General features: G+C 47.3%; 12 protein-coding genes and 1 pseudogene. 7 read left to right on the top strand and 6 right to left on the bottom strand.

Features of this window, described 5'->3' with window-relative positions; translation table 11 throughout:
- The first annotated feature begins 111 nt into the window (after positions 1 to 111).
- Both ACSF8X_RS19980 and ACSF8X_RS19975 read left to right on the top strand, forming a co-directional pair.
- Complete coding sequence (locus ACSF8X_RS19980; RefSeq protein ID WP_500851214.1) at positions 112 to 1,068, top strand: IS110 family RNA-guided transposase; 957 nt, start codon at positions 112 to 114, stop codon at positions 1,066 to 1,068.
- Positions 1,069 to 1,984: 916 nt separating this feature from the next.
- A pseudogene (locus ACSF8X_RS19975) lies at positions 1,985 to 2,200 on the top strand (transposase); the annotation flags it as partial.
- 33 nt (positions 2,201 to 2,233) lie between these two features.
- Here the strand turns inward: ACSF8X_RS19975 and ACSF8X_RS19970 are convergent.
- From ACSF8X_RS19970 to gcvH, 4 genes are all read right to left on the bottom strand, one after another.
- Positions 2,234 to 2,584 (bottom strand): hypothetical protein, encoded by a 351-nt coding sequence (locus ACSF8X_RS19970; RefSeq protein WP_038969909.1) that lies wholly within the window; start codon positions 2,582 to 2,584, stop codon positions 2,234 to 2,236.
- Between the two features lie 161 nt (positions 2,585 to 2,745).
- Entirely contained in the window at positions 2,746 to 3,273 is a 528-nt protein-coding gene (locus tag ACSF8X_RS19965) for an ATP-binding protein (RefSeq protein ID WP_500851213.1), read from the bottom strand.
- A gap of 281 nt (positions 3,274 to 3,554) precedes the next feature.
- Positions 3,555 to 6,440: an aminomethyl-transferring glycine dehydrogenase gene (gene gcvP / locus ACSF8X_RS19960; protein WP_500851212.1), complete on the bottom strand. Its 2,886-nt coding sequence runs from the start codon at positions 6,438 to 6,440 to the stop codon at positions 3,555 to 3,557.
- 103 nt (positions 6,441 to 6,543) lie between these two features.
- Positions 6,544 to 6,924, bottom strand: coding sequence for a glycine cleavage system protein GcvH (gene gcvH, locus ACSF8X_RS19955; RefSeq protein WP_047880692.1), 381 nt, complete (start codon positions 6,922 to 6,924; stop codon positions 6,544 to 6,546).
- A 576-nt stretch (positions 6,925 to 7,500) separates the two neighbouring features.
- Between gcvH and ACSF8X_RS19950 the strand changes: the two genes are divergently transcribed.
- The 5 genes from ACSF8X_RS19950 (at position 7,501) to ACSF8X_RS19930 (ending at position 11,625) form a co-directional block, all read left to right on the top strand.
- A complete protein-coding gene (locus ACSF8X_RS19950) occupies positions 7,501 to 8,136 on the top strand; it encodes a helix-turn-helix domain-containing protein (protein ID WP_047880691.1) in 636 nt (211 codons plus the stop codon).
- Positions 8,137 to 8,480: 344 nt separating this feature from the next.
- Positions 8,481 to 9,635: a glycine cleavage system aminomethyltransferase GcvT gene (gene gcvT, locus ACSF8X_RS19945; protein WP_500851211.1), complete on the top strand. Its 1,155-nt coding sequence runs from the start codon at positions 8,481 to 8,483 to the stop codon at positions 9,633 to 9,635.
- A 119-nt stretch (positions 9,636 to 9,754) separates the two neighbouring features.
- The gene (locus ACSF8X_RS19940; protein ID WP_500851210.1) at positions 9,755 to 10,057 is read left to right on the top strand and encodes a hypothetical protein; all 303 of its coding nucleotides are present in this window, start codon (positions 9,755 to 9,757) and stop codon (positions 10,055 to 10,057) included.
- Between the two features lie 212 nt (positions 10,058 to 10,269).
- Positions 10,270 to 10,461: a hypothetical protein gene (locus ACSF8X_RS19935; protein WP_500851209.1), complete on the top strand. Its 192-nt coding sequence runs from the start codon at positions 10,270 to 10,272 to the stop codon at positions 10,459 to 10,461.
- 174 nt (positions 10,462 to 10,635) lie between these two features.
- Complete coding sequence (locus ACSF8X_RS19930; RefSeq protein WP_500851208.1) at positions 10,636 to 11,625, top strand: hypothetical protein; 990 nt, start codon at positions 10,636 to 10,638, stop codon at positions 11,623 to 11,625.
- A gap of 353 nt (positions 11,626 to 11,978) precedes the next feature.
- On the opposite strand, the gene ACSF8X_RS19925 is transcribed toward ACSF8X_RS19930, so the two are convergent.
- Positions 11,979 to 12,620 carry a hypothetical protein gene (locus tag ACSF8X_RS19925; RefSeq protein WP_500851207.1) on the bottom strand — a complete coding sequence of 214 codons (642 nt, stop codon included), beginning with the start codon at positions 12,618 to 12,620 and terminating at the stop codon, positions 11,979 to 11,981.
- Between the two features lie 546 nt (positions 12,621 to 13,166).
- Positions 13,167 to 15,314: a proteobacterial dedicated sortase system histidine kinase gene (gene pdsS, locus ACSF8X_RS19920; protein ID WP_500851206.1), complete on the bottom strand. Its 2,148-nt coding sequence runs from the start codon at positions 15,312 to 15,314 to the stop codon at positions 13,167 to 13,169.
- Position 15,315: the final 1 nt, after the last annotated feature.

Genomic DNA, 15,315 nt, shown 5'->3' with positions numbered 1-15,315 from the left:
TCTATCGAGAGACCGATAACAAACATGAACGCCGCATAGGACTCCAAGCATCAACCTCGAATAGTCGACTGGGTCTCGAACCCGCATTTCGCAAGCAAGAGTTAGCTTATTATGAATACAAGCACACATCAAAACATTCATGTCGGTGTTGATACAGGTAAGTCACAACTAGACATTTTCATTCGCCCACTTGATATCTTTTTTACTGTTAACAACGACGAGAAAGGTATCAAAGAGGCCATCAAAACAATCAAACAATATGTCCCACAGCGCGTTGTAGTCGAAGCAACTGGACGTCTTGAAATGCCGTTCATCATTGCTTGTTCAGAAGCAAAACTTCCCTTTGTTATTGCTAACCCCATACATATAAAACGGTTCGCCGGAGCCATTGGTCAGCGAGCTAAAACAGACAAATTAGATGCTAGACTCATTGCTCACTATAGCGAGGCCATTCAACCTAATCTGACGCAACTGAAACCTGAAAATATGCGTTTAATGAGTGATTTAGTCGCTCGCCGTCATCAACTGCTGACCATGCAAACCATGGAGAAAAACCGATTACAATCACTTCCCAAACATCTTGTGAGCACCATCAAACCTGTGCTCACGACCTTTAAAAATCAGATAGAAAAAACTGAGCAAAAAATCCTATTTCTTATTGAATCATGCCCTGAGTATCAAAACAAAAATCGTCTTCTGCAGAGCGTTCCCGGCATCGGAAAAGTCGCAGCTGCATCCATCATTAGCAACGTTCCTGAGCTTGGGTTTATTACCAACAAACAAGCCGCTGCACTCATTGGCGTTGCCCCCATCAATCGAGAAAGTGGACGCTATAAAGGCAAGCGAGTCATTCAGGGGGGACGAGCACAAGTACGCACCGTGCTCTACATGGCTATGATGTCTGCGATGCAGTGTAACCCTGTTTTTAAAGCTACTTACCAGCGACTTTTAGATGCTGGGAAACCGAAAAAAGTCGCCATTATTGCGTGTGTAAGGAAGATGGTTGTGATCTTAAATTCGATGCTTCGAGATGGCGTCATGTGGAACGAAAACATAGCCAGAAATTAGCTATTGACGCCATAGTCGTTTGTTAGGAATTTTTACTCACACGTACACTCAAATTCTTTTTCAGAACATTCATCGCAAATATCGCAACTACATTCATCCTCTTTTTCTTCACACTTATTACAACGTGTACATGTGCATTGTTCCTCTTTCTCTTCACAAAACTCACAATGCGGACACGTGCAGTCATTCTCTTTTTCTTCACAATCCTCACAGTAAGAACAAGTGCAATTACACATCATCTGTTCACAACCATCACAGATTTTATCCATTGGATCCATACTACTTTCCTTTTTGGTTCAACTTGGTAGTAACTACCAATACGTACAAAACTTCTATATTCCTAACAGTGTATTAAACAGCATGCTCGCTTTCCCCTGCCTAATACACGCTTAATTGCGCATGATTTTCTTATCAGTATCCTTTTAAGTCAATAGGTTGCATAAAATCATCGTTGCTTAATGGCTGTTTTTCGCTTGGATAAAGTAAGCATTCGGTATTAATGAGACCTCGTTAATACCAAGTGGAAGTATTAATTCAATTTTATATCAATGCGTTATCTCTATCTATTGTGGGAAAAGCGAGCATTTTTGGTCTCTTTATTAGCAGGTCAATGCTGGCCATTTTTAGCGACTTCATTATAACTGTTTATACATACAGTGAATGGTTTTACGTCATCGTAGGCTTTCAATAGTTGAGCTTGGTAGGTAATTGATTTTATTGGAAATAAAAAGCCGGGCAGTGTCATGCCCAGTTTTGTTATGAGTGGATTTTCGTTGCTCAGTCGTTAGTGCTTAGTGGAAGTACACCTGCATTTCGACCTCATCCCCTTGCTGTGGTTCACGGTGCTCGTGCCGCCATTACCAATATCGGCAATAAGACCGATCGCCTCAGCCTCTGGTGTAAAGGGCTTGTCGAGCGGGGGGGACGAGCACAAGTACGCACCGTGCTCTACATGGCTATGATGTCTGCGATACAGTGTAACCCTGTTTTTAAAGCTACTTACCAGCGACTTTTAGATGCAGGAAAACCGAAAAAAGTCGCCATTATTGCGTGTGTAAGGAAAATGGTTGTGATCTTAAATTCGATGATTCGAGATGGCGTCATGTGGAACGAAAACATAGCCAGAAATTAGCTATTGACGCCATAGTCGTTTGTTAGCACTCTTTTAGAAAACCATTGCGTGGTCTACCAAAAACCGCCCATCCTCATAAACTATAACTAGCTCTGCTACATGTTCACCGGGTGCTTTCGTGTAATATTGTTTCCAAACTATTGCTGCTGAGTCTGGTCGCCTAAACACGGCAACTAACTCTCTATCTGCAAAGAAACCCTTTTCAGCCTGATATTTTACACAGACTTCATTGAGGTAATCTCGGGTAACTATTTTGAGCATCCGCTTGTTAAAGTCTCGGACGTGTCGCTCATGGTCAATATTCGTGGATGCTTCCATCAAATTGTCCATGATAGGATTTGCAATATCTAATATTTCCTGCTCTGACATTTCTTGAAAGTTCATAACAATCCTTTTGTTAAACTACCGCCCAGAGTGCTAACGCCAAATTAAGGTGTGAACAACGCTAACACCTTACCTAACGCATTGTGCCATAACCACTAAACTGACTTGAAGTAAGGGCGCCAAGCGTTGTGAATCACTCTTAAATTTATTGTTATGCGATTCTATCCCACATAAGCCACAATTCTTTCAGCCACCTGATGTGCAGGCAAGTTTGAGTTGTCGATTGAGATCGTGTTTTCGTGTTTAATACCAATGAACTTCATATCAGTTAGCAACTTGTCCATCGTTTGAGGGCATGAAAGCTTGTAAGAGTTGACCCTCTCTTCAGACTGAGAACGCTTTCGAATTATGTCATGACTTGGGCTCAAGTGAATTGGATACACTTCAATACCGCTGTCATCAAAGAACTCTAGATATTTGTTGATTTCCACGGAGTCACTTTCATAGCAAGTCATATAGGTCATCACTAGATGGGGCACACCTATTTCTTGGGCTTTCGCGAGTGTCGTTCTACGAATTTGGTTCGTGAATTCGAAAAAGTCTTTATCACCAAACTCATCATAGATTGATAGACTCAAATCGACTGTCAAATGGTTGTGAAACAACTTGTACCCAAAGTGCTCAGCGAGCTCCTTAGCTACCGTTAACTTTCCTGCTGCTGGCGCTCCATGCAACCATACTAACTTCATACAACTATCTCCCAGTTGTGCCTAATCGCATAACAGTGTATTAAACAGCATGCTCGCTTTCCCCAGCCTAATACACGCTTAATTGCGCATGATTTTCTTATCAGTATCCTTTTAAGTCAACTGGTTGCATGAAATCATTATTGCTTATGTTTTTTTGTTGTCTGGCTGTGTCATCGAAGAGGTACAAATTGAAGGGACAGATGATTACAAAAAAATAGACAAACCGAAGTTTGTCTATTTAAGTTACGTTATTTGAGTTTCAAAATGCTGGGCGAAAAACCTCACCCATCTATATAGTTTTCAATCCCCGGGCATGAGCATACCAAGTTGCGATCGCCGAAGACGTTGTCGACACGGTTGACGCTCGGCCAGTATTTGGCGGCTTTGGTATGGGATGACGGGTAGCAGGCCAGTTCGCGGCTGTAGCTGCGGTTCCATTCTGCATCCATCAAATCAGCCTGAGTATGCGGGGCGTTAACCAGCGGGTTGTCTTTTAGATCCCACTCGCCGTCCTGCACGCGGGCGATTTCATGGCGGATGGCAATCATCGCCTCGCAGAAGCGGTCAAGCTCGGCCAAATCTTCCGATTCGGTTGGCTCAATCATCAAGGTGCCTGCGACCGGGAATGACATGGTTGGGGCATGGAAGCCGTAGTCCATCAAGCGCTTGGCGACGTCTTCCTCTGAAATGCCAGAGGCTTCCTTGAGAGGACGAATATCGATGATGCACTCGTGGGCGATCCACCCGTTGCGGCCTCGGTAAAGGACGGGGTAGTGCGGGCGTAGGCGCTCCATCACATAGTTGGCGTTGAGGATGGCCAGTTTGGTTGCCTCGGTTAGCCCAGCATTGCCCATCATCGCGATATAGGCGTAAGAGATCGGCAAGATGGATGCCGACCCAAGTTCGGCACCGGATACGGCATATTGTGGCTGTTCTCCGGTGCTGCTTTGAACATGGCCCGGAACAAACGGTGCAAGGTGTGATTTAACCCCGATAGGCCCCATGCCCGGGCCACCGCCGCCATGCGGAATACAGAAGGTCTTGTGCAGGTTGAGGTGGGAGACATCCGAGCCGATAAAGCCCGGGTTGGTCAATCCCACTTGGGCGTTCATGTTGGCACCGTCAAGGTAGACTTGACCACCTGCCTGATGGACCAGTTCGCATACCTGCTGCACGGTTTCCTCATAAACACCGTGAGTAGACGGATAGGTGATCATGATGCACGAAAGGTTGTCGCGGTGCTGGTCGATTTTGAGTTTGAGATCATCAAGATCAATATTGCCTTGATTATCACAGCCTACGACCACGACTTTCATCGATACCATCGCGGCCGAGGCGGGGTTGGTGCCGTGGGCCGAGCTCGGGATCAGGCAGACGTTACGGTGGCCGTCGCCGTTGGCTTCATGGTAACGCTGGATGGCGACAAGGCCAGTGTATTCGCCTTGGGCGCCCGAGTTAGGCTGGAGCGAGAAGGCATCATAACCGGTAATTTCACACAGCATAGCTGAGAGTTTCTCGGCCAGTTCGGCATAGCCCAGAGCCTGCTCTGCCGGGGCGAAGGGGTGCAGGGCTCCGAATTCAGGCCAAGTAATTGGGATCATCTCGGCTGCCGCATTTAGCTTCATGGTGCAGCTTCCCAGTGGGATCATACCGTGGGTGAGCGAGTAGTCCTTATTCTCAAGCTGTTTCATGTAACGCATCATCTGCGTTTCACTGTGGTAACGGCTAAATACGGGATGGGTGAGATATGTACTGGTGCGGCGGCAGTCAGTCGGAATGGCGGCAAACTCGTCACTGGCAATATCGTCGCTGAACATTGAGGCTTTGAGTGTCTGGCCGGCGAATATCGCCAGCAAATCTTCGATATCGTCGATCTTGGTGGTTTCGTCGATACTGATCCCCAGTTGGCTGCCGTTGGCAAACTTGCGCAGGTTGATGCCGGCATCAAGGGCTTGCTGGTAATAGTCGGCGGTTTTCTTGCCGGTGTTTAGGGTCAGGGTATCGAAGAAGCTGTCGTTGGCAAGCTCAATACCTGAATTGCGCAGGCCAGCGGCCAAAATTGCGGTGAGGTGGTGGACCCGGCGGGCAATTTTGCGCAAACCTTCAGGGCCGTGGTACAGGGCATAGAAAGCAGCCATGTTGGCCAGCAGCGTCTGGGCGGTACAGATGTTGGATGTCGCTTTTTCGCGGCGAATATGCTGTTCGCGGGTTTGCATGGCCATGCGCAGTGCCTGATTGCCCCGTTTGTCTTTGGAGACACCGATCACTCGGCCGGGCATGGTGCGCTTGTGCTTGTCTTTGGTTGCCATGAAACCGGCATGCGGGCCGCCAAATCCCATCGGCACACCAAAGCGTTGGGCCGAACCGATAACGACGTCTGCCCCCATTTCCCCCGGTGATTTGAGCAGGGTAAGAGCCAGCAGGTCAGATGCTACGGCGACAAGGGCTTTTTTTGCGTGGGCTTTTTCGATAATGGCGCTGAGATCGGTGATATTACCGGTCGTTCCCGGGTATTGAACCAGAGCACCGAATACATCATGGTTGTCGATATCGTCCAGTTTTCCGGTGATCAGTTCGATTCCGATAAAGTGGGCACGGGTGCGTACCACATCGATGGTTTGCGGGTGTAGATCCTCGGAGAGGAAAAATGCGTTGCTCTTGTTCTTGCTGGCACGCTGGCACAGGGTCATAGCTTCGGCTGCGGCGGTAGCCTCGTCAAGCAATGAGGCGTTGGCTAGCTCCATCCCGGTCAGATCCATCACCGCCTGCTGATAGTTGAGCAGAGACTCAAGTCGGCCTTGCGAGATCTCAGGTTGGTAAGGGGTGTAGGCCGTGTACCAGCCCGGATTTTCCAACACATTGCGAAGAATGACATTGGGCGTATAGGTGTTGTAGTAACCCTGACCGATAAAGCTACGGTTGATCACATTTTTTTGGGCAATGGCTTTGAGCGAGGCGAGCATATCCGCTTCACTTTGCGGCAGATCAAGCTGCATCGGGGCCTGAAGGCGGATCGAGGCAGGCACGGTTTCATCAATCAACCTGTCTAGGCTGGCAACGCCAATAGCCTCGAGCATGGTTTGTTGTTGTTGTGAGTTCGGGCCGTTGTGACGGGCGGTAAATTCCTTGTCATCACACAGTGCTTTTAGAAATGTCATATCGGTCATGGTTCTGTCCTGAACTGTTCTCGCTATTGCACAGAGCATGATGCAATAGCGAAGGGGAGGCGAGAGCGATAAAACTTCCGGGCGCGATGACCCGGAAGTATGCTTAGTCTTCTTCTAAAGAGGCTAGGTACTGTTCGCCGCCGATCAGGTTGCCGAGCTCTTCGGCATCGGTCACTTTGATGCGGGCAATCCAGCCGCCTTCGTAAGGTTCTTCGTTAACGAGTTCTGGGCTCTCTTCCAACTCTTCGTTAATCTCGATAATTTCACCGGTGACAGGGGCATAAATGTCTGAGGCGGCCTTTACCGATTCCACTAAAGAGAATGATTCGCCAGCCTCGGTAGCGTCGCCCACTTCTGGAAGATCAACAAATACAACATCACCAAGTAGCCCTTGAGCGTGGGCGGAAATCCCCATGGTGATGGTTCCGTCACCATTGTCGCGAACCCACTCGTGGCTATCAGTGAACTTCAGTGTATTTTCCATGTAAAACTCCTTGCGCAATCTTTTCGCAGATTTTGTTGTTTTGCCACCGGCAATCTTGCTTTGGCAGCGGTGAAATAGCCTATGTGTGCTTTGTGTAATTTATGAGAATGTCAATCAGTTACCATTTGCAGTCAGTAGGGTATGGCGGCTTTCAACCCAACAACTGGTTAACATGTGGTTCTATAAATATCCCATCACACAAAAATTTCCAATAGTGGAACAATGTGTACTTTAATGCCACCAAGCTTACGCAAACGTTTGCCTTTTGTCACCCGTAACTCTAAAATCCGTGCAACTTTTCGTTAAACATTACAATTGTTGCTGTGTGTTTTTATTGTTGCAAATGTTGCCAAAGGCATGGGCGGTAAGGTGTCGATGTTGAGTTTGATAGTAAATCTTTCGTTAATCGTGGTCGCGGCTATGCCTCACAAATATGATGAAGAAGTGGGCTTGTTTCCGATTATAGATAAAATTTCAAATATGCTAATTTGGTCATAGTTTTCACAGGGGTGGTATTACGGTTTCCTCTTGGCTATGTCAGTATGACCGTACAAAGCACAACCAAGGATGGGTGGTATGAGTGATGAACAGCCAGTTGATATTTATCCGTCGATGAGTGTCGTCAAAGCGCAGGATGCTGATAAAAACAGCAAAATAGAACCGTTGCAGCTGGGGAAAAGGCTCAAGGAAATTCGGATTGCCAGTGGCCTGACACTGGAGGAAGCCAGCAAGCGAACCGGTCTGGCGCGCTCCACCCTGTCAAAGATTGAAAACGAGCAGATATCACCAACCTTTCAGGCGATGCAGAAGTTAGCGTTAGGGTTAGAGGTTGATATTCCACAGCTTTTTGAGCCGCCAAAGCAAATTGCGGCAACCGGTCGGCGGGATATCACCCGCCGAGGACAGGGCAAGGCGCACCCAACCACAACCTATGAACATGAACTGTTAGCCACCCAGTTGACCAATAAAAAAATGATGCCGTTTAAGTCCCGTGTCAGGGCGCGTAGTCTTGAAGATTATCCTGACTGGATCAGGCATGACGGTGAGGAGTTTTTGCTGGTGCTCGATGGTGAGATTGTCTTTTATTCGGAGTTTTACGAACCGGTTGTTTTGCTGGAAGGGGATTCTGTCTACTACGACGCCAATATGGGCCATATGCTGATATCAAATAGTGTCCATGATGCGTTGATACTTTGGGTGACGGCATCTTGAGCCTGATTATCAGAAGGTGCTTGCCGGTTTGTGCGTGTCTGCCTCGCGGACTGGGTGGTTGTTATCAGCCTGCTATTTGGTGAGGTATTTTTAACAATAGGTAATACGCGCTCAGTCTGACAGGGTCTCGAAGCCTCGCGATATTTGGCTTTAATGTAAAATTTTTGTGATTTTCGGCGGGGTCGGGAATGTGTGATCATCGGCAGCAATCCCTAAAAGAAACTTTGTTTATTACAGTCATTCATGTTTAACATAGTAATTACAATAGGTTGAGGAATGAACCGTTAACCCGCTGGTGCAACCTGTGCTGGCCGGGCAATGGCGGTGTATGGAGAAACGTAAGCATGTCCGTAAATGAACTGTCTTTAAATGAAAGCCCGTCTCAAGAATTACTGCTCACACCGCTTCATGCCCTTCATGTTGAAATGGGGGCAAAAATGGTCCCGTTCGCCGGGTACGATATGCCCGTGCAATATGCATTGGGTGTACGCAAGGAGCACATTCACTGCCGCCAAGCGGCGGGGTTATTCGATGTTTCCCACATGGGGCAGCTCAGGCTGCACGGTGCCAATGCGGCTAAGGCTCTGGAGGCATTGGTTCCGGTTGATATTATCGACCTTCCTGTAGGCAAGCAGCGCTATGCATTTTTCACCAATGATCAAGGCGGGATCTTGGATGATCTGATGGTGACCAACTTTGGTGATCATCTCTTTGTTGTTGTGAATGCCGCCTGCAAGGATCAGGATATCGCCCATATTCAGGCCAGCTTGCCTAATGATGTTACGCTTGAGGTGATAGAGGATCGCGCTCTGCTGGCCTTGCAGGGGCCCAAGGCTGCTGAGGTACTGGCAAAACTGAATCCCGCCGTTGGGCAAATGGTATTTATGGATGCTGCGGGCATTGAATTGTTGGGCGTGGAGTGCCTAGTGAGTCGCTCGGGGTATACCGGTGAGGACGGCTACGAGATTTCGGTTCCGGCTGCAGATGCTGAGAGGCTTGCCCGTCAGTTGCTTAGTCAGGAAGAGGTAGAGTGGATTGGTTTGGGGGCGCGCGATTCACTGCGGCTCGAATGTGGCTTGTGCTTGTATGGCCATGATATTGATACGACGACGACACCAGTTGAGGCCAGCCTGTTATGGGGGATCAGCAAGCCGCGCCGTGCCGATGGCGAGCGAGCTGGTGGCTTCCCCGGTGCCGATGTCATTTTGGATCAGATCAAAACCAAGGATGTTGCCCGTAAGCGGGTTGGTTTGCTGGGGTTATCGAAAGCGCCTGTGCGTGAAGGAAGCCGCTTGTTCGATGCTGACAATAATGAGATTGGCGTGGTGACCAGCGGAACCTTTGGTCCAACCAAGGGGCAGCCTGTTGCAATGGCCTATGTGCAGAGTGACTTTTCTTCTATCGGTACAGAGGTCTTTGCGGAGGTGCGTGGTAAGAAACTGCCGATGGTTGTGGAGAAGATGCCTTTCGTACCGCAAAACTATTTCCGTGGTAAGTGATTGTTCCACAGACGTTAATAACAACGAAGAAAAGGAGCCGATTGGCTCCTTTTCTCATTTTCGCAGTGGCAAAAAAGTGGTGTGGTGACTTTACTGGGTATAAAGAGAGGGGAGTAAGTATGCAGCATAAAATCATAGTGAACAGTACATTGGGGGTTAGCTTGTTTGTCTGTTCTGCGATAGCCCCGGTATTTTCCGAGTCTGTATTAATGCCGTTTGATGAATATATGACCCGGTGTACCAGCCAGTTTGGTGATGATGACATTACCCATGCCGTGTGCGAGTCCCAGTATCGAGCTATAGCCCAGAAGGAAGAGGAATTGATGGCGCAGACCAATAGCTTAACGGAAGAGATCTGGCAGTCGCCACCGTCTGAAGCCGCGGATGATAATGTTAAAGAGGCTAAGAACCTCTCTAAATAGGTCATAACGGTTGAGCTATAATTTGCATCAAGGTTATCAAAGGTAGGTACTGCAAGAATCCCAAAAACCTTGAGAGTTTACTTATGAAATGTGGGGAAAATCGAAAGTCTTCCCCGCACCAATAAATAATCACCCGTTAGGTATGAATAGCCACTAACTCAGTAGACATTAGCCACCCAAATTCTAAATGGCGGTTTTGTAATGGAGAGCCATTGAATATTAACCACCCAGCTGAAGAGCTTGGCTGGGGAAACAATGCAGAACAAGCGGCCATCGAAGCGGTAACAGATAGCGTTATTTTAATCGTTAATCAGTGCTACCGCAGCGATAATGATATTTTACTGGATGTGGTGGATTTAAAGAACATCATAAGCATAATGAATGGTGTACAGTTTATTATGTGATCGATAATAAATTCGGTTACGATAAGCTAAAATTGATGCCCCAATGAGCGTTAAAATTAAAGGTGAGCCAATGTGGATAGATGAAGTTTGACTTCACTATAAAAATTTCTGAATTCAAAAGAAAAGTGAAAGAGGAACACTATTGGAAATCCTGAATAAATGGAATCCCCCCAAATGATCAACCAATTGATTGAATCCGTAGTCTGCGCATTGTTGAAGATGAATCCGACTGAGCGAGAGCGTTCTAATCTTGTCCATGTTCGCGACTTGATTGTTATTGAAGCGCGGCGTATTAAGCAACTTAATGCAATCATGGCAAACATGATTAAACGATATGATCTAGTGAGATCTGACTGGGCAGAAGCAGATAAGATTTATGCCATTCAGTCTGAGTTCCATAATAACCTATTTAAGGCTAAAGGGATTGATAAAACAATTCATACTGATGAAACGTTTATTCCATTGGCATATTATGCATTGGCTCGATGCCTTGCGACAAAGAATAATAGTATTAGCAAGTTTAAGCAGTGGTTCCCATGCTACGAAGCTATCCCGCAAGTTATCCGCGATATGAAGATTATCCGTATTGTAACTCGCAGTTGTGGTCGTAAGATGTACATTGAAAACCCTAAAGTGCTCAATCAGATCAGGGTTGACTTTTGTATCAGGGATACAGAAGGGCATCAAAGCATTTACTTGAAGCTACGTAACCGACGAGCGCCGTTTACTCGTCATAATTTGAAGCTTGCTCTCCGTAAGATGAAAGCTGCTTACCCACAGGGCGGAACGTGGGCAATCAATGAGTGCAAGCATGGGTATTCGTTATGTCGATGTGAACCTACCGACGCGTATCAGAGGAAGAAAGAACGGCGTGAGCGACAGATTAGGAACAGATTAGAGATAGAAAGGAAAGCGCAGGAACATGTGCAGCAAATGGTAAAGGAAAGGGAAGCAAAGGATAAAAAGGATGCTATTCACTCGATGATTGAGTCACGTCGTGGATTAGTTTCGATTGGTCTAGGTACTCAATCAACTTACGTGTATCGTAAAGTGAAAGCGGATGAGGTGATTATCGACAAGCATACTCAACAACAGAAGAGGCCGTCTAGAAGTATCATCTATACCGCTGGCTGGTCAGTTGAAGGTGCATTCACTAAAGATTAAAAGAAACGTCTGTTGTCATACTCGCGATGAGTACTGTAGAGAGTTTAGAAATAAGTCGTTCATATTTCAAAAAGCTGCAGTTGTATTTAGATAATAGTTATTCATCATAAGAGCCAAATATAACTCCTTGCTTGGCATTTAATCCTTCATGTCCGTTTACGAGAGAGTAAACGGACATGAGGGAAGTACAAAAAAGTCAGCGAACAGATTGATGGATAGTTGAATACTACCACCGTTGGCCAAATTGCTTCCGAGGCATATTAATTCGGAGGCAAAGAAGGCAGAGTATTGTGCGGTGTGCTGTATATGACTTGTGGGCTCATCGTTTGAAAAAATGCCTATTTTAATCGACTCTAAATGACCTTCGGAGAAGAGCGAGCTGTGTCTAGTTCTTCATACTCAGTAGGTAAGACAACGTCTAACAATTCACCGAAAACATAGCATGGTCTGGCTTTACGCTGTGATTGCCCGTATTGATAAAGGCTCGGTAATTTGGCTGCGGTTGATTTTAGTTCGGCAAGTTGTTTGGTTTGTTGTTGTTTACGTACAGCGCTGTTGAAATAAAATTGCTGTGGCGATATCAGGTTAGGGTGGGTTTTAGTCAGGTTGGTATAGCAGGTATCAATAGCTTCAAGTTGTTGAAGCAAAGTAATCGCAAAATATGGCGAAAAGGGCTTATCGTTATCGATGCGGTTTCCGCGCAGTAATGTTTTCCATTGCTGAGCAGCAAGTAAGGCAAGGGCAACATATTCTGGCTGAGAGTATTGTTCCAGCAAGGCCCGCTCGAAATCATCGCGTATTTGATTATCGTTGAGATCTTCGCCATTTAGAGTAACAGGGTTTTCAGGTAGCGAAACAGGGAGTTCGGCGGTACTGACATGGAAATTGGCGAGTATCTGAAGAGCATTATATTGGTTGAGCGGAAAAGGCTCGCTGTGGAGTTGGCATGATACAACGAGGCAACAGGCTGCCGTGGTTAGCTGCCACTTTTTCATTTCGCTCATATCCTTTTGGTTATTGAATCATTTTCCAACGTAATTAATGAGTGTTTTTAGTCTGACTATTGTATTAGAGCTTGTGTTTATCCGGAAATTTTAGGCGCGATACAATATCTTTATGCATTTGTATGGATCTAGTCTGGAAATTTCGTACGCTGCTTAGCATTAGAACGCTCTATTCTGTGATAATTATCAGGTTTTACAGTGTTTTCCCTCATGGAAATTGTTCAGCTTGGATTTAGCCTCCGGGCGTATATTGGATGAGAGGTAGTTACGACGTTGGTCTGCAATTGCCGTATTGTGTTGTTGTTGAGAAGAGTAGCGTCTATGCGAGATGGGGTTTTCGAAGTTGTATTAATTATTGTGGCTATATTTGCGGCCGTTGGACTTTTTTCAGCGGCGGTTATGGCGTGAGTAAATGGAGCAAAGCACTGCGATAGTGCTTCACTCCGTTACTGTAACTTTATTGTTTTTTATCCCCTTTTTGCCAGTATGTCTGGCATTGTCGTCTTGTCCTGCCAAAATTTTACTGGGGTTTATGCTCTATTCTTCACCTTGGCAAGGCAGCGCGATAATCACCTCTACGCCTCGTTTGTCCTGACGGTTGGTGATCGTGATTCTCCCCTCATGGAACTCTGTAATTAAGCGCGCGATATAAAGACCAAGGCCAAGGTGTGGCTTGCCTTTGTTCTCTTGCTCCCTGACTGAGACCATTGAATTGAGCAGCTGCCCAGCCATTTCGTCGGGCAGCAATGGCCCGGTATTACGAATGGTTAGGAAGGCTGTTCGTTGGAGCTTGCTTAATGTCACTTCGACGGGCGTGCCGCTTTCGCTGAAATCTACTGAGTTGGCTATCAGTTTGTCGAGCAGTTGGGCAAGGTGATCTGGCGCTCCGTGGATCATCGTTTTGGTTGTTTTCACGGTAAAGGCTTGCTCCGGATAGGCAAGCTGGTAACCGTGCATACAGCCTTCGACCAATTCGTTGAAAGGGAAGGTTTCTTTGTCGGCACTTTGCAGGCTTTGTTCTATCCGCGTTGCTTCGGTCATGCTGGAAAGAATCGTGCTCAGACGCTGGACGCCTTCTTGGGCGCGGTCGATATAGCGTTCAGACTCTGCATCTAGGTTGTGCATGGACAAGTTTTCAAGCGACGAGCGTACCACTGCAACGGGGGTGCGCAATTCGTGGGAGAGGCGCGAGGACAGATTCTCGAGATAATGGTTGTACTGACCGAGTCGGTTGACCATATCCGCCATGCTCCGGCTCAAGTCTCCGATTTCATCGTGCTGCTTGAGCGGTGTAATGGCTTGGCAAATGCGCCCCTGACTGTCGATAGCCTGCTCGGCCTCGTCACGCAGACGGCGGATCCGCCCTGATATTTTCGACGCAAACAGAAACAGGGTCAGCGTACCGACGATAATAATCGCCAGCATGGCATTGAGCAGCTTTTCCATTGCCCGGTTTTTGAGGGTTTGAATACCGACGGTGGATTCTTCGGCAACAACCGCTCCCATCACTTTATTGTCTAGCCAGATTGGGTAGGCTGCCGCCAAGATCACTGCCTTGCCATCATCGGATTGACGCCAATATGAGTAGCCTCGTCCTTTGAGCGCCTGAATAATATGGACACCATCCACTTTGGCCGCATCTTTGAGATCGTCATGGAAGGGTTGGGGCTCGCTGAGCAAATAACGGTAGTACAGAGGGTGTAGTACGCTTTCTTCGAGTTTTGCCCACCACGAATCATTGTTATCGCCATATTTCACCGATGATGACCAAACACCATTGGATTGCTGAATATTGCCGGTTTGTGCCAGCACCCGCTGGTGGCGGTCGATAACCCAGATCCGTGAACTGGTGTGGCCTATCCCTTTGAGGATCTGTTCGATTTCAGGCGAGGGGACGAGAATCGTCCCTAGCTTGTTGGCGCGGCTAGTATTGGATGTCCCTATGATGGTGTCGATATCCCGGTTGGTACGGCTATTGACGTCATAAAAGGCAAAGCCCAATTTGTTACCCAGCATATCCAGCGGTATACGTAGCTCAACATTGTACCCTTTATCTGTGGCGCGCCAGAAACCGTGGATTTTGCTTTCAAGAACGAGGTGATCCTGAGAGAGAGGGATGGTTGTATCGCCATCGTCTACAATTTGCCATGCGTTAATCCAGCCGCTTTCGTAGGGGGCAATGGCATAACGATGAAACTCACCTTTCGGTGAGGTCATACCTATGATCAGGTGATCATTGCGATCAACTCGGCTTGAGTCCTTGCGGCGATATACCAGTCGGGGGTCGGTCACATCAAAAGCCGCGTATAGGTAGCCGTCGTATTTACCGACGACATGGCGAAATGTCAGGGTATTGCTGTTGTAGGGCAGGCGACTGAATTGAATGTAATCGCTGCCATAGTCGAGCAATTGGCCATCATAGTCGGCCCAATCATTGAGCTCGCCATCGAGTGTGATAGGAGTAGAGAGCTCGTAGGCATAAAGATCTCGCCCTTTTTCGACCGAGCGAAGGAAACTCGCTTGGGCGCTAAAGAGGTTCGGACGCTCGTTGAGTGCCGTTGCAACCGCCCGCGTTGTACCGATCAGGGTCTGCTCCTGCCCCTGACGCAGCAGTTTTTCCATTTCCAGCACATAGTTGTAGCCAAACCACGGCAGGGTAAACAGCAGGCAGGCAATCAGGATCATT

Source organism: Photobacterium panuliri (genome assembly GCF_059920555.1).
Note: the sequence above shows the minus strand (reverse complement) of the source record. Positions and strands in the feature narration are given on the sequence as shown.

Coding starts and splice junctions, on each gene's coding strand:
- ACSF8X_RS19925 (WP_500851207.1), bottom strand. CDS start 12,620: ATGAAAAAGTGGCAGCTAACCACGGCAGCCTGTTGCCTCGTTGTATCA.
- pdsS (WP_500851206.1), bottom strand. CDS start 15,314: ATGATCCTGATTGCCTGCCTGCTGTTTACCCTGCCGTGGTTTGGCTAC.
- gcvH (WP_047880692.1), bottom strand. CDS start 6,924: ATGGAAAATACACTGAAGTTCACTGATAGCCACGAGTGGGTTCGCGAC.
- ACSF8X_RS19970 (WP_038969909.1), bottom strand. CDS start 2,584: ATGAACTTTCAAGAAATGTCAGAGCAGGAAATATTAGATATTGCAAAT.
- gcvT (WP_500851211.1), top strand. CDS start 8,481: ATGTCCGTAAATGAACTGTCTTTAAATGAAAGCCCGTCTCAAGAATTA.
- ACSF8X_RS19980 (WP_500851214.1), top strand. CDS start 112: ATGAATACAAGCACACATCAAAACATTCATGTCGGTGTTGATACAGGT.
- ACSF8X_RS19940 (WP_500851210.1), top strand. CDS start 9,755: ATGCAGCATAAAATCATAGTGAACAGTACATTGGGGGTTAGCTTGTTT.
- ACSF8X_RS19950 (WP_047880691.1), top strand. CDS start 7,501: ATGAGTGATGAACAGCCAGTTGATATTTATCCGTCGATGAGTGTCGTC.
- gcvP (WP_500851212.1), bottom strand. CDS start 6,440: ATGACCGATATGACATTTCTAAAAGCACTGTGTGATGACAAGGAATTT.
- ACSF8X_RS19930 (WP_500851208.1), top strand. CDS start 10,636: ATGATCAACCAATTGATTGAATCCGTAGTCTGCGCATTGTTGAAGATG.
- ACSF8X_RS19965 (WP_500851213.1), bottom strand. CDS start 3,273: ATGAAGTTAGTATGGTTGCATGGAGCGCCAGCAGCAGGAAAGTTAACG.